The 14,872-nt window shown below is 33.6% G+C and carries 13 protein-coding genes; all 13 read left to right on the plus strand.

Going from position 1 to position 14,872, the window contains the following annotated elements:
- Positions 1–273 precede the first annotated feature (273 nt).
- The 13 genes from pseB to HC728_RS18875 are packed head-to-tail and all read left to right on the plus strand — an operon-like array spanning position 274 to position 14,412.
- Positions 274–1,287, plus strand: coding sequence for a UDP-N-acetylglucosamine 4,6-dehydratase (inverting) (gene pseB, locus HC728_RS18815; RefSeq protein ID WP_190395889.1), 1,014 nt, complete (start codon positions 274–276; stop codon positions 1,285–1,287).
- Between the two features lie 15 nt (positions 1,288–1,302).
- Positions 1,303–2,463 carry a UDP-4-amino-4,6-dideoxy-N-acetyl-beta-L-altrosamine transaminase gene (gene pseC / locus HC728_RS18820; RefSeq protein WP_190395890.1) on the plus strand — a complete coding sequence of 387 codons (1,161 nt, stop codon included), beginning with the start codon at positions 1,303–1,305 and terminating at the stop codon, positions 2,461–2,463.
- Between the two features lie 3 nt (positions 2,464–2,466).
- On the plus strand, positions 2,467–3,156 hold the full coding sequence (pseF, locus tag HC728_RS18825) for a pseudaminic acid cytidylyltransferase (protein ID WP_135353174.1): 690 nt from the start codon (positions 2,467–2,469) through the stop codon (positions 3,154–3,156).
- A 4-nt stretch (positions 3,157–3,160) separates the two neighbouring features.
- Entirely contained in the window at positions 3,161–4,285 is a 1,125-nt protein-coding gene (gene pseG / locus HC728_RS18830) for a UDP-2,4-diacetamido-2,4,6-trideoxy-beta-L-altropyranose hydrolase (RefSeq protein ID WP_190395891.1), read from the plus strand.
- A complete protein-coding gene (pseH, locus tag HC728_RS18835) occupies positions 4,272–6,458 on the plus strand; it encodes a UDP-4-amino-4,6-dideoxy-N-acetyl-beta-L-altrosamine N-acetyltransferase (protein WP_190395892.1) in 2,187 nt (728 codons plus the stop codon). The genes pseG and pseH overlap by 14 nt, the downstream gene beginning before the upstream one ends.
- An 11-nt stretch (positions 6,459–6,469) precedes the next feature.
- Positions 6,470–7,171 (plus strand): VOC family protein, encoded by a 702-nt coding sequence (locus tag HC728_RS18840; protein ID WP_236781449.1) that lies wholly within the window; start codon positions 6,470–6,472, stop codon positions 7,169–7,171.
- A gap of 6 nt (positions 7,172–7,177) precedes the next feature.
- On the plus strand, positions 7,178–8,212 hold the full coding sequence (gene pseI / locus HC728_RS18845; RefSeq protein ID WP_190395893.1) for a pseudaminic acid synthase: 1,035 nt from the start codon (positions 7,178–7,180) through the stop codon (positions 8,210–8,212).
- Positions 8,213–8,214: 2 nt separating this feature from the next.
- Positions 8,215–9,186: a glycosyltransferase family 2 protein gene (locus HC728_RS18850; RefSeq protein ID WP_190395894.1), complete on the plus strand. Its 972-nt coding sequence runs from the start codon at positions 8,215–8,217 to the stop codon at positions 9,184–9,186.
- A complete protein-coding gene (locus tag HC728_RS18855) occupies positions 9,179–10,459 on the plus strand; it encodes a lipopolysaccharide biosynthesis protein (protein WP_190395895.1) in 1,281 nt (426 codons plus the stop codon). Before HC728_RS18850 ends, HC728_RS18855 begins: the two co-directional genes overlap by 8 nt.
- The gene (locus HC728_RS18860; protein WP_190395896.1) at positions 10,446–11,321 is read left to right on the plus strand and encodes a glycosyltransferase family 52; all 876 of its coding nucleotides are present in this window, start codon (positions 10,446–10,448) and stop codon (positions 11,319–11,321) included. Before HC728_RS18855 ends, HC728_RS18860 begins: the two co-directional genes overlap by 14 nt.
- Positions 11,299–12,402, plus strand: a complete 1,104-nt coding sequence (locus HC728_RS18865; RefSeq protein ID WP_190395897.1) for a hypothetical protein — start codon at positions 11,299–11,301, stop codon at positions 12,400–12,402. The genes HC728_RS18860 and HC728_RS18865 overlap by 23 nt, the downstream gene beginning before the upstream one ends.
- Positions 12,403–12,415: 13 nt before the next feature.
- Positions 12,416–13,519, plus strand: a complete 1,104-nt coding sequence (gene glf, locus HC728_RS18870; RefSeq protein WP_190395898.1) for a UDP-galactopyranose mutase — start codon at positions 12,416–12,418, stop codon at positions 13,517–13,519.
- Positions 13,516–14,412 carry a glycosyltransferase gene (locus HC728_RS18875; protein WP_190395899.1) on the plus strand — a complete coding sequence of 299 codons (897 nt, stop codon included), beginning with the start codon at positions 13,516–13,518 and terminating at the stop codon, positions 14,410–14,412. Before glf ends, HC728_RS18875 begins: the two co-directional genes overlap by 4 nt.
- Positions 14,413–14,872 lie beyond the last annotated feature (460 nt).

A 14,872-nucleotide genomic window follows, 5' to 3' on the forward strand; every position in this document is an offset into this window, starting at 1 on the left:
CGCTTAATTTACTGAAGAAAAATAAAGGCAAAGACAGCGTAAACTTAGCTCAAATGAAATCATTAATGAATGATGAGTACAGAGAAAAGCTAATGTTTGGTTAAAAAATGTTCATGCGTTTGCCGTGTATAAGGAGTCGTTTGAGCTCTTTAACATGAATGTATTTGATTTGCATAAAAGTGTTGATACATTTCGAATTATCTTAAACATGATCTATGAGATCAATAATTAAGATGTTCTAAATATGATAATAAGTTTAATTAAGGTTTGAAAATGTTAAATAATAAAACAGTTCTTATCACGGGTGGTACAGGGTCGTTCGGTAAGCAATTCATTAAAACGATTCTTGAGCGCTATCAAGACGTGAAAAAAATCATCATTTACTCACGTGATGAGCTAAAACAGTTCGAGATTAAACAAAATTATCCACAGAAGGATTTTCCACAATTACGATTCTTTATTGGTGATGTTCGAGATCGCAATCGTATGATTCAAGCGTGTGAAGGTGTTGATGTAATCATTCATGCTGCTGCAATTAAACAAGTTGATACTGCGGAATATAACCCAACCGAATGTATTCGAACCAATATTGATGGAGCTGAAAATGTAATTCAAGCAGCACTGCAATGTGGTGTTAAAGACGTTGTTGCTCTTTCAACAGATAAAGCATGTGCTCCAATTAACTTATACGGGGCTACAAAATTAGCTTCAGATAAATTGTTCGCTGCAGCAAATAACATTAAAGGCTCTAAGGATATTCGTTTTAGTGTGGTTCGCTATGGTAATGTGATGGGCTCTAGAGGCTCTGTAATCCCTTTCTTTATGAAGAAGAAAGAAGAAGGTGTATTACCAATTACTCATGAAGAGATGACGCGTTTTAATATTTCTCTTCAAGATGGTGTGAATATGGTGATGTATGCACTAGAAAATCATTTGGGCGGTGAAATATTTGTCCCTAAAATTCCATCATATAAAATTTTAGATATAGCCGAAGCAATTGCTCCTGAGTGTAAAACTAAAGTGGTTGGTATTCGCCCTGGCGAAAAATTGCATGAAGAAATGATTACGGATACCGATTCGTTAAATACTATTGATTTAGGTCGCTATTATGCAATTCTTCCTTCTGTATCATTTACTTATACAGAAGAAGAATACATGGTTCACCATAAAGCAGAAAAGGTACCGTTTGGTTTCAAATATAACTCTGGAACGAACACTGAGTGGGAAACAATTGAAGGTTTACGTGAATTGATTGTTGAACATGTAGATCCTAACTTTACGGTTTAATCTGAGACAAAATATATGATCCCTTATGGTAAGCAAGAAATCACTCAGCAAGATATTGATGCTGTTGTTGATGTTTTAAAGTCTGATTTCTTAACGCAAGGACCTCAAGTTCCTGCATTTGAAAGCGCTCTTAGAACTCATACTGGTGCGACCTACTCATTAGCAGTAAATAGTGCAACGTCGGCATTACATATTGCTTGTTTAGCGCTTGGTCTAGGTAAAGGTGATAAGTTGTGGACAACACCCGTGACATTTGTTGCTTCTGCAAACTGTGGCCTATATTGTGGCGCTGATGTTGATTTTGTGGACATCGATCCTCAAACGTACAATATGAGTATTGATGCATTAGAAGAAAAACTAATTCATGCTAAATCAACCAATGCCTTACCTAAGGTGATTGTTCCTGTTCATTTATGTGGACAAGCTTGTGATATGAAAGCAATTTATACTCTTTCTAAAGAGTATGGCTTTAAAATTATTGAAGACGCTTCGCATGCGATTGGTGGACGTTATCTTGATAAGCCAATTGGTAATTGTGAATATTCTGATATCACTGTATTTAGTTTTCATCCAGTAAAAATTGTAACTACCGCTGAAGGTGGTGCTGTGATGACGAATAGCCAAGATCTAGCGGATAAGATGGCACTCTATCGTAGTCATGGTATTACTCGTGACCAAGCTCAAATGCAAAATGAATCTCATGGTGGCTGGTATTACGAACAGATTGATTTGGGATACAATTATCGAATGACTGAGTTACAAGCAGCTCTTGGTGTAGCTCAAATGACTCGTTTGAACGATTTTGTTTCGGCCCGTCATAAACTTGCTACTCGTTATAATAAGTTGCTTTCTACTCTTCCTGTTATCTTACCTTATCAACTTGAGGGAACATACTCAGGTTTGCACCTGTATGTGATTCGCTTGCAGTTGGATAAAATTACCAAAACTCATAAAGAAGTGTTTGATGCACTTCGAGAACTAGGTATTGGCGTTAATCTTCATTATATTCCGGTACATACACAACCTTATTATCAGAGTATGGGATTTAAAGTCGGTGATTTCCCTGAATCAGAACGTTATTACCAAGAAGCAATTTCATTACCGATGTTCCATGTAATGACTGAAGAACAACAAGATACGGTTATTCGAGTTCTGTCCAATGTTTTAGAGAGTTAATTTATGAAAGTTGCGATTATTCCTGCTCGTGGTGGAAGTAAGCGTATTCCAAGAAAAAATATTAAAGACTTTAATGGGAAGCCGATTATCGCATATTCGATAGAAGCTGCTTTAAGTTCAGGATGTTTTGATAAGGTAATCGTATCTACTGATGATCAGGAAATTGCTGATGTAGCAAAACAATTTGGAGCTGAAGTTCCTTTCATACGACCAGATAATGTATCAGATGATTATGCTACAACAGCAGATGTTCTGTTACATGCTATTAATTGGTATGAAAGTCAATTACTGTCAATTGAATATCTGTGTTGTATATATGCAACAGCGCCATTTATTGATGTTAATGACATACGAAATACCTACAAATTGTTATTAGAATCACCTTCTGCGGATTATTGTTTTCCTGTATGTGAATTCCCATTCCCAATACAAAGAGGAATTAAACTTAATCAAGATCAACGTGTTGAGATGTTCCAGCCGGAGCATTTTAATACGCGATCTCAAGATCTTGAGGTTGGGTACCATGATATAGGGCAATTTTACTGGGGCAAACCAAGTGCCTACCATAAAAAAATTCCTATGTTTTCAGATAAGGCAATTGCATACCCTATATCTAGGAAGCGAGTTGTAGATCTTGATACTCCTGAAGATTGGGATTTTGCTCTTTTACTCTCTAAAGTATTAAAAGGTTAGATAGGTGCTGATTGGTATTCGCGTTGATGCGTCGTTCAAGATGGGGACGGGGCATGCATTCAGAATGCTCACACTTGCACGTAAGTTAGAGAGCAATGGACATCAAGTCGTTTTCATATGTCGAAAATTGGGAGGAAACTTAATTAATTTCATTGAAGAGAGTTTCAATGTCATTAGTTTACCTGAGCCGGAAGAGGAAGAAAACTTCAATACTCATTGTGCTCATGGTAATTGGTTAGAAGTTCCTTATGAAACTGAAATTGCACAAGTTAAAGGTGTCGTATCTCATTATCTATCTGGTCTAACTCGAACAAAGTTGGATTGGTTGGTAATCGATCACTATGCGTTAGATGAACGCTTTCAGGTGGCGTTGAGGCCACTTTCTTGCAGTATTCTTCAAATCGACGACTTGGCTGATAGAGTTCATGATGTAGACATGTTACTGGATCAGAATTATTACTCTTTAGGTAACAGTCGTTATGATGCTTTCCTTCCCAGCATGACCAAGCGCCTTTGTGGTCCTAAATATGCGTTGCTGAGAGATGAGTTTCGTGAAAGTAGAAAGCATCTTCCAAACTATACACTGCGTTTATCTAAGAGAAAAGTGGTGCTATTCTTTGGAGGCATTGATTGGGCTAATGAAACCTCAAAAGCGTTACTTGGATTGTTGAGTGTGGAAAGTGGCGATCATTTCGATGTGATCATTGGAATGAACAACCCTCATAAGCAACAGTTGGAAGCGTTGTGTGCTGAACATAAGACTAGGGTGACCCTTCATGTCCAAGTGAAAAACATGATGGATTACTTTTCAGATGCCTATCTATATGTTGGAGCTGTAGGGGCTACAACGTGGGAAAGGTGCGTGCTTGCCCTTCCTGGTATCGTATGCTCGGTCGCAGACAATCAAACTCAGCTTGCTAAAGATTTGCATGATATAAACGGTCATTGCTATTTGGGCTTGAACTCTGAGCTATCATCACAAGATTATGCGCTTGCATATCAGCGTTTTATTTCTCAAAAAGAGCTTCTCTTGAATCAATCTTCCATTTGCGGTGACCTCGTTGATGGTAAAGGGTGCGAAAGAGTCGTTGAATACCTAGAAGAGATTTCAAAAAATGACAACATTTAGTCTCCGCCCTGCACAAGAAGGCGATAAGTGGGCAGTGTTAGAGTGGCGCAATCATGCTGATGTGCGTGCTGTGATGTTAACTGACCATATCATCTCTAAAACTGAACACTCTGCATGGTGGGATAAAACCATGCTAATGGACCAAAGACAGATTTTAATATTCTGTCGCGATGAGAAACCTGTAGGCGTAGTGAGCATTTATTTATGGGAGCAAGATAACGCGACTGCATGGTGGGGTTTTTACCTCAACAACAGTGCGCTTAAACAAGCTGAGAAAACAGCCATTTGGCTTGAGCTTGAACAAGCAGTTATTCAGTATGCGGGTAAAACATTAAAGGTTCATGAGTTGTTTTGTGAATCACTAAGACAGAATCAGCTCGCATGGAAATTACATCAAAAAAGTGGCTTTGTAGAATGCGAGGCTCCTGTAGATGCTACTGACACTGCAAAAAATGTCGTTTACATGAAATATGTGTACTCAGAAAACAAGTTAGATAAACGTCAGCGGTTGTATCTATTCGCATCTCATAATACCGATTTTTTATCAGATACCTTAACGAAGCATATTAAGACATATACGCAGTTTCCTTATAAGATTGCGACAGCAGAATTCGGCCGGTATCAGTTGGATCTTCTAGATTCTGGGAATACTGATATTAATGATGCGTCTTCTTGCTACGCTTTTATCGAGCGAATTGAAGACTTCTTTTCTGATATCTATACCTTGCCAACAGAAGAAGCCTTGTTACAAACAGAGCAACGCGTGTTGCAATACCTTGCATTTATTAAGAATATTGCTCAGCGAGGAAATCGGGTATTTGTTGCTGATTTTGCTATTCAGAAGGGCTTTCCTTTTTCTATTTCTGAACAATTATCAGACTCAAACATTCATAGGCTAATTCAGGAATGGAATAACACGCTTTATACGATGAAAAACGAGAATTTGGTTGAAGTTATTCCTTACTCTCAAATCATCAAACGCGCTGGGCAAAGTTTCTCGAATAAATATTGGTACATGGCAAGAGCTCCGTTCTCCATTCAATTTCTGGAAGCATACAGCCAGGCTGTAATTGGTACTATTTTTGCGGCAAATGCACTTTCTGCTCGAGTCTTAGTGCTTGATCTTGATAATACCTTGTGGAAAGGGATCATTGGTGACGATGGAAAAGACGGTATTAGCTTAGGGGGAGACTACCCAGGTAATATTTACAAAGATCTTCAATCGCTTTTTCTCACACTAAAATCCAGGGGTATTTTGCTGACTATATGCAGTAAGAATACTGAGGAAGTGGCACTAGATGCAATTGAAACCCATCCGGAGATGCGTCTTAGAGCGAAAGATTTTGTTAGCCATCGAATTAATTGGGAACCAAAATCACAGAATATTCATGCATTAAGTAAAGAGTTAAACCTTGGTTTATCATCTTTTTGTTTCATAGATGATAACCCTGTAGAGCGTGCAGAAGTGCGTCGAAATGCACCAGATATTTTTGTACCTGAATTACCAGATGATCCGGCTGAATGGTATCAGTACCTTTGTAATCTTCCTGAACTTTGTGTCGCGCAAGTAAGTGAATCTGATAAACGACGTTCGGAGCTCTACAAACAGAGGGCGGATATTCAGAATGCGCAAACCGAGTTTGTTGATCGAGCGTCATTTATTAAAAGTTTGGGGATGGAAATATGTGTAGAAGCATTGAATTCAGATAATTTCGAGCGAACATATCAACTCTTTAATAAAACAAATCAATTCAACACAACGACAACACGCTATAGTAAAGAACAATTGAGCGAATGGATGATGACCTCTGATTATCAAGTACTCCATATTCGCTCTAAAGATAAATACTCCAAAGAGTATGAAGGCGTTGCGGCATTGGTTATCGTGAAAAAGGATAATCGCTGGGTCGTTGATAACTTCGTGATGTCATGCAGAGTGATGGGGAGAGATATTGAGCATGTCATAATAAGTAAGCTGATTCTTTTAGCTAGTGAGTCTTCTCAGGACTCTGTGATTGGTCGCTTTATTGCGAGCTCTAAAAATATGCCAGTTCGAGACCTTTATAAGAACAATCATTTTGTTTCAGATGATTGCGAGCAATGGGTATTCGAGTTTGCTCAGCAGTCGTTGCCGTTGGAATCCAACCTAATGACTCTAAATTGGAAGGCATAGGAGAAATTTATATGAATGCAATGTTTTCGGCTTTAGGTGTACTTCATGTTGATCACTATGCAGTGACGACGAAAGATTTGATAGCTACATTGAAAGACTTTTTATCTGTTCCCGGAGCCAAGCTGCTTCGAGGACCCGGAGAAAATCCTGCACAACAAGTGTACTATGCATTTGTGGAGCTCAATGGTATGGGGGTTGTGGAGATACTGGCACCACTAGATGACCACTCTCCGATTCTTGGGCATATAGGCTCTGGTGGTGGGGCTTACCATCTTTGTTATGCCATACAGGATATTGATAAGGCGGTTAAAGTTGCAGAGCAGGATTTTGGTGCAAAACTTGTGGTTGCTCCTCGTGCAGATGGAGCATTTGATGGTCGTAGAGTCGCTTTTCTTATCCATCCAAATCATGGTTTGTTTGAGTTGCTTGAAGCTTATCCTGTAGACTCAATATCAATATCCCATCAGTCTATTAAGCTTGAGGCTGTAGATTCAAAAAAGGATAAGCTTATGGAGATCTATCGTTCGGTTATTGATAATGGCCGTGTTAATTACGATGGAACGGATATGGCAAGCTGTCCTGAATGGGACTCTTTTAAGCACTTGATGTTAATAATGGAAATCGAAAAGCAATTCGAAATATCGATACCAGCGTCTGATATGTCGACGTTGGATTCGTTGAAAAAGATTGAAAGTTACCTGGCAAATAAGTAGGAAATAATGAAGATAGCAAATAGAAAAATTGGTAAGGGTCATAAACCTTATATCATAGCAGAGATGTCAGGTAATCATAATGGTGATATCACTCGTGCAATTGAATTGATTAAGGCCGCGAAAGATGCGGGTGCAGATGCTGTTAAATTACAGACTTATACGGCCGATACCATCACAATTAATCACGATAGTGAGGAGTTTATGATTCGTGGTGGCTTATGGGATGGTTCTAAATTATATGACTTATATGAACAAGCTCATACACCTTGGGATTGGCATAAGACATTGTTTGATGAAGCTGAAAAGCTTGGTATCACCATCTTTAGTTCTCCATTTGACCATACGGCTGTCGACTTTCTAGAAAGTTTGAACGCACCGGCATATAAGATCGCGTCATTTGAGTTGATCGACTTACCATTGATTCGAAAAGTGGCGGCAACAGGTAAGCCGATAATCATGTCGACGGGTAATGCCAATTTAGCTGAAATAGAAGAAGCTGTTTTAGCGGCAAAAGCAGCAGGAGCGAATGATTTAATCCTTCTTCATTGTACTAGTGGCTATCCAACACCAGCCTCACAAGCAAATATATCTACAATATCAGTAATTCGTGATGCTTTTAATGTTGAAGTTGGCCTTTCAGACCATACAATGGATATTGGAGTATCAGTTGCAGCAGTAGCATTGGGTGCGTGTGTTATTGAAAAGCATTTCACATTAGCACGAACTGATGGAGGTCCTGATTCTGCATTTTCTTTAGAGAAAGAAGAATTAAAGTCCTTGGTTGTAAATTGTAATATGGCTTTTGAAGCGATAGGGAAGCCAAACTTTATTAGTACAGAGGCTGAACTACAAACAAAATGTCATCGTCGCTCTTTATATATTGTTAAAGACATTAAGAGGGGAGATACTTTAACAGAAGAACATATACGTTCAGTTCGTCCTGGAAATGGAATAAAGCCTAAATATTTAGATGAGGTTTTAGGTAAGAAAGCCAAAAATAACTTGAAATTTGGTAAGCCTTTATCATTTGAGGATTTTTAGCTGTGAATAAAGTAAGTGTAATTATTGCAGCATATAATGTTGAAGAATATATTGACGATTGCATTAAATCAATTCTTATGCAGTCATATAAAGATATAGAGATAATTATAATAGATGATTGCTCTACTGATACAACAAAAGAAAAGTTATCTAAATATACATCAGAAAAAATAAAGATTATTTTTTCTGATGAAAACTCTGGCCCTGGCGGAGCTAGAAATAAAGGTTTGGATGACGCTACAGGTGACTATATCTTTTTTATAGATAGTGATGATATTCTTCACCCTGATGCGATACGGGATATGTTACAAGTCAGTCTTAAAAGTAAATGTGATATATTTGCTGCAAGTTATTTTAAATTTTCATCAATACTGAATGTGGGTTTTAGTCATAAAATTAATTTTTCAGATATTTCTAAAATAGATAAAATCGATTTTATATTAAAACGAGGGTTTGCACCTTGGGGAATGCTTATTAAGAGCAATATTCTTCATGGTGTAAGATTCCCAGTGCATATGGTTGGAGAAGACGTAGTCTTTACACCATTATTACTGGATAGAGCTAATAGTATGCTCTATTCGGCTGAAAAAATTGTAGGTTATCGATTTTTAAGAAGTGGATCTGTATCTGAGGGTGTTACTAAACATAATAAAAGTATGCTTGATGCTTTGAATATTCTGAGAAGTTATAGAAATATATCAAAAGAATATTTGGCATTTATTAGCTTCTATATTTTTCGTCATATATATTCTAGCTCAATAAAGTATCATGATTTTGAGTTGTTAAACAATAAAAATTCAGAAATTAATAATAAGTACATTAATTTAAATCTTAATTATAGAGATAAATTGTCGTATAAGATGAAAGTGGAATTTTTTCTGATAAGAAAACATTTAATTTACAAAAATAATATTTTTCTTTTTTTATATTCGTTGTTTTATAAATTTATTACTATTTTGAGGCGAAATGGCTAATTTTCTAAAAAAAGGAGGGGTTTATTTGTGCAGTAATATAATTAATGCTGCAATTCCATTCTTATTGATGCCGATTTTAACAAGATATTTGACAACTGAGGAATATGGTGTTGTTGGTATATTTATGGCTATGATTGCTAGCTTTAACGCGTTTGTAGGTATGAATGTACATGTGGCTGCTAGTCGAAAATATTTCGATGGAGAGTTAAATAAAAATGCTCTCAGAGTGTATAACTCAGCATGTTTTGTTTTGCTTGTAATAACGACTTTAATTGTTCTTTCTATTATATTTTTATTTAATAATGAGTGGATAGAAGCACTAATTGGAATTACTGTTAACTATATATTATTAGCTTTACTTGTGTCTTTTTGTAATTTTGTTGTTTTATTTAGATTAAGTCAGTGGCAGATAAGAGCAAAAGCAATAGAATTTGGTTTTCTACAAATATCGAATAGTTTAATGAATTTTATATTATCAATAATTTTTGTTTTCTATTTAATAAAAAATGGTGTTGATGGTCGCATATATGGTATAGTAGTCGCCTCTTTTGTTTTTTCTATTTTAAGCATATTATCCTTATTAAAGGATAATATGCTAAGTACGCATTTATCTAGTGTGGTAAATTTTAATTATAAACCATTAATGAAATATGGTGGTGGACTTATACCGCATATCTTTGGTATGTTTTTATTAACATCCTATGATAAAATATACATAGGTTCAGAGTTAAGTAAGAGCGATGCTGGAATATATTTTGCGGCATACCAATTGAGCCTTGGATTGAGTATTCTTTTTGATGGTATCAATAAGGCTTATGGTCCATGGTTGTTTTCAACTTTAAAAAATAATGAAGAAATTATAAAGAGAAAAATAGTAAAGTTATATTATATCTTATTTATTTCATCTATATTAATGACTATAGTTTTGGTTTATTGCTTACCTCTAATTCTAAGGCCATTTCTTGGACGTGAGTTTTTATTGGCCTTAAATATTCTTCCAGTGCTGATTGTAGCTCAAATTTTTGGTGGATTATATTTATCAGTTGCACATTTTATTTATTATTCAGAAAAGACCTATTTACTTTCATTAGGTACTATTATTTCAGGTCTTATATATATATTGATACTTCCAATAGCAGTTCATTTATATGGAATGTATGGAGTGGCTGTTTCTTTTGCTATGGTAAAATTTGTTCATTTCACGTTAACATTTTTTTTATCATATAAATCATATCCAATGCCTTGGTTTAATTTTAAATATGAAAATAAGTAATTTAATTATAGTTGATAGTGTTTACTCTATTTATTTATATTCCTTAATAAGGAAAGCTAATATTACTGACTGTCTTTTTATTGTATCTGATGGAATTCCTAAGGTAATAAGGGATAAGATACCAAATATTTATTATATCCCATCAAAAAATAAAAAATATTTACGTAGACTTTTTTCTTCATTAGCATTAATTAAATTTAGATTGAAACATAAGAAAGCAACTTTTATTGGTCATGACCATTTGTTTTATTCATATATTTTTTTAAAGAATGGATTTATATTATTAGAGGATGGTAGTGTAAATTTCAAAAAATATAATTCCATATCATTATCTAATAAAGTTAAAGAACTTTTAATCGGTTCTAAACTCTTTGGGTTTTCAAATAAAATTAAAAAAATCTATTTAACTGACGGGGCGCCTATCTTAGAAGATAAAATTAAAAAAAAGGTAGAGTTAATTAATATTAAAAATATGTTTGATGATTTAAGCGATGAAGGAAAAGAAAGAATTAAAAAACTATTCTCATTTTCCTGTGGAAATAACTTAATTATAGATAGACTATTAATTACACAACCGTTTTCAGAAGATGGGAGAATGACTGAGAATGAGAAAGTTGCTATGTATATTGATATAATGAAAACGTATTCTATTTCAGCAATAAAACCTCATCCAAGAGAATTGACTGATTATTCAAAATATACATCAATAAGTATAATTCCAAGTCATATACCGTTTCAACTCATTCAAGAGTTAGTTTCTATTTCTGAAATAATATCTTTATCTTCTACTGCCAATAACAGTATTGAGTGTAAAGTTAGAGCTTTAGGGGATTCTATAATTGAATGCTATAAAAGAAAATAATACAAAGTTATTAAAGAATTATTTATCTGTTACATTCATATTTTCCGTTATAATTACAGAATATACTAAATTTTTATTGAACGGTTATGGTGTTAATGAGTTTTTTTTCTTTTTAACATTGATTATATGTTTTTTAATTATATCTTTATCTAAAATAGATAAATTTGATATAGTGTTGCTCTCATTTTCTTTTCTAATTTTAGTTGGCGGTTTTTCTCCGCTTGTGTTTAAATTAGTAATTTATTGTGTTGCTGCAAAAAAATGTAACTCTGAAGTGATGATAAAAACACACTTGTTTACATCATTATCTTTTTTTATTTATATAATTTTTTTGTGGGCTGTTGGAGTGAATTATTTAGGCGAAATAACGACATATTATAGAGATGGTGTCATTAGGAGTGCATTAGGTTTTAAAAACCCTAATAATGCATTTATGTTTACGTTTCCTATTTTATATAGTTTAGTATATTTACATTCTAAAAATTATAAAATAATTTCTATTGTTATTATATTTAGTTCTTTTTTTTCTTTTTGGGTTTATAATGAAACGTTATCTAGAACTTTTGTTTACGTTTTGTTTTCAGGTATGCCTACTTTAATCATATATTTAGGTATTAAAAAATTTAAATTTACGGAAAAAGTTTTATTTTTTTCTCCTTTTTTCTTTATAGCTATTACGTATGTAGTCGCATTTCATTTTAATAACGGATTTTTTAATACATTGTTAAGTAGCAGACCAAATCTATGGTTTATATATTTAAGAGATTATTTTGATAGTTCAATACTTAATGCTTTGTTTGGTGTGAGGTTTAATTCCTCTGACTTAGAATTTCCATTAGATTCATCATTTGTGTTTGGTCTTATATACCTAGGGTTTGTACCTTTTTTTTATTTTATCTATAAATATAGCCGTTTGTTTACGTACTTATTTCTTTCAAAAGAAACATTATTAATCGTTTTTACATTGTTAATGTTTAATTATAGCGTGTTTGAAACATTACTTTTTAACTTAGCTTTTAATCCATCTTTAATACTATTATTTAAAGATGAAGTTCAATTTATAAAAAGCCCTCAAAAATAAAATAGGATTATTTATGGTATATGATTACTTAATTGTCGGTAGTGGTCTCTTTGGTTCAGTAATGGCCTGTGAATTAAATAAATTAGGAAAAAAAGTTAAAGTTATCGAGAAACGAGATCATATTGGCGGGAATATTTATTGTGAAGAAATAGATGATATTCATGTGCATAGATATGGTGCTCATATATTTCATACAAATGATAAAGAAATATGGGAGTACGTTAATAGCTTTGTTGAGTTTAATCGATACACGAATAGCCCAGTAGCTCTTTCAAAAGGTAAAATATATAATTTACCATTTAATATGAATACATTTAATCAGCTTTGGGGGGTGACAACTCCTCAAGAGGCTATTGATAAAATTTCAGAGCAGAGTTCGGAACTAGAAGGGAAAGTTCCATCAAATTTAGAGGAACAAGCTATATCTTTAGTCGGCCGTGATATTTTTAATACTCTAATCAAAGAGTATACAGAAAAGCAGTGGGGTAGGGATTGCTCTAGTTTGCCGCCTTTTATTATAAAACGTTTACCAGTTCGTTTTACTTACGATAATAATTATTTTAATGATAAGTATCAAGGAATTCCAATCGGTGGCTACAATAATTTAATTAATGCTTTGTTGCAGAATATTGATGTTGAAACAAATGTTGATTATTTTGATAATAAACAGTATTGGGATAGCCTAGCAACTAAAGTTATTTATACAGGACCAATTGATAAGTTTTTTGATTATAAGTATGGTTCGTTGGATTACCGTTCATTAAAGTTTGAACATGAAAAATTATCAATTGAAAATTATCAAGGTAATTCAGTCGTTAATTATATTGATAAAAAATATCCTTTTACAAGAATTATAGAGCATAAACACTTTGATTTTGGAAAGCAAAAAAACACAATTATAACAAAAGAATACCCTAAAGAATATGAAGTTGGTGATGAATACTATTACCCTGTAAATGATACTAAAAATAATAGAATATATTCAAAATACAAAGCTTTAACATCAATTGATAGCAAGTTTTTATTTGGTGGTAGATTAGCAGAATATAAATATTACGATATGCATCAAGTGATTCGTTCAGCTTTTGATTTATTAGACAAAGAGGTTAACATATGAAAGTAATTGCAATTGTTGTTACTTATAAAAGAAAAGAATTATTAAATAAAGTATTACATCGATTGTTGCAGCAATCATATAGTTTAGATAAAGTTATTGTTGTAGATAACAATAGTCAGGATGGTACTGATGTATTAGTTAATTCATTAATATCTGATAATTATAATATTGAATATCATAACACAGGAGGAAATTTAGGTGGAGCTGGAGGTTTTAATTTTGGGTTTAAATTAGCAAGCAATTATGATTATGATCATTTATGGTTGATGGACGATGATTTTTTACCTTCAATTAATTGTTTAAAGGAATTATTGTCGCATAACATTAACGGGATAACACAACCGATTCGTTTTAATCTTGATGGGACTTGTGCAGAGATTTCCCCCGTGACTTATGATCTAAAGAAAATTTTCTGTAAAAACCCTAAATCCACCACAATTGCTGATATATATCATAACTTACGTGATTGTGATTCAATATCTATTGCAGGTGTGCCTTTCGAAGGGCCACTTATATCAAAATCTGTAGTCGATTCTATTGGATATCCAAATTCGGATTTTTTCATTTTTAACGATGATCTTGACTATTCAATTAGAGCTAGAAATGCAGGTTATGATATAATATGTTCTTTTAAAGCGTCTGCTCAACGTTTACTTGTAAATAATCAAAGTGATGATTTAAAATCATGGAAAGGCTATTTTATGCTAAGAAATCATTTTTATATTCTCAGAGAATATGGGGAGAATTTTTTTGTTAAAAATAGGTCTTTAGCTATTGCTTTTTTTTATTTTAGCAAAGCATTTCTCTCTCAAGATAAGAGATTTTTAAAAATTATTCTTAGAGCTTACAAAGATTCTTTTAATTTGAAAAATAATGATATGTTTAAGCCTTAAAAGGGTAGTTTATGATTAATCGAATATCAAAAGCTGTCATTTCTATAGCAGAGTCAGGTACTTGTATTCTTCTTGCAACGAAGTAATTCCCTAAAATGCAGCTTTTAGTTGATAAGCTGCTGATTTAATATATTGTGAATGAGTGTGTAAATGTGGGTATTAAAGATATTGTATTAGTTATACACTCTTCTAAAAAAGCGACACATTATCCATGTGTAATAGTCAGGGCCGGCGCATGTATAAAACGCGGTATTTTTCAGAAATCTAGGTGAAAATTTTAAAAATCACTACTAATCATCATGAATGTGTGATCTTATACCTTTCTAAAGCAAGGGTGGGAACTCCAGATGAATAAGACCAATCTATTTGAGCAATTTTTAATACTTTCAGACCCTAGACAAGAAACTAAGATAACACATAACTTTTTCGATATCTTATTTCTTACGCTGTGCTCCATTCT

The organism is Aliivibrio sp. S10_S31, assembly GCF_014694495.1.
GTDB classification, from domain to species: Bacteria; Pseudomonadota; Gammaproteobacteria; order Enterobacterales; family Vibrionaceae; genus Aliivibrio; species Aliivibrio fischeri.

What these genes read in the sequence shown, in the direction of transcription:
- pseB (WP_190395889.1), top strand. Translation starts at nt 274, where the DNA reads ATGTTAAATAATAAAACAGTTCTTATCACGGGTGGTACAGGGTCGTTC.
- HC728_RS18855 (WP_190395895.1), top strand. Translation starts at nt 9,179, where the DNA reads ATGGCTAATTTTCTAAAAAAAGGAGGGGTTTATTTGTGCAGTAATATA.
- pseF (WP_135353174.1), top strand. Translation starts at nt 2,467, where the DNA reads ATGAAAGTTGCGATTATTCCTGCTCGTGGTGGAAGTAAGCGTATTCCA.
- HC728_RS18840 (WP_236781449.1), top strand. Translation starts at nt 6,470, where the DNA reads ATGAATGCAATGTTTTCGGCTTTAGGTGTACTTCATGTTGATCACTAT.
- pseC (WP_190395890.1), top strand. Translation starts at nt 1,303, where the DNA reads ATGATCCCTTATGGTAAGCAAGAAATCACTCAGCAAGATATTGATGCT.
- HC728_RS18875 (WP_190395899.1), top strand. Translation starts at nt 13,516, where the DNA reads ATGAAAGTAATTGCAATTGTTGTTACTTATAAAAGAAAAGAATTATTA.
- glf (WP_190395898.1), top strand. Translation starts at nt 12,416, where the DNA reads ATGGTATATGATTACTTAATTGTCGGTAGTGGTCTCTTTGGTTCAGTA.
- pseH (WP_190395892.1), top strand. Translation starts at nt 4,272, where the DNA reads ATGACAACATTTAGTCTCCGCCCTGCACAAGAAGGCGATAAGTGGGCA.
- pseI (WP_190395893.1), top strand. Translation starts at nt 7,178, where the DNA reads ATGAAGATAGCAAATAGAAAAATTGGTAAGGGTCATAAACCTTATATC.
- HC728_RS18860 (WP_190395896.1), top strand. Translation starts at nt 10,446, where the DNA reads ATGAAAATAAGTAATTTAATTATAGTTGATAGTGTTTACTCTATTTAT.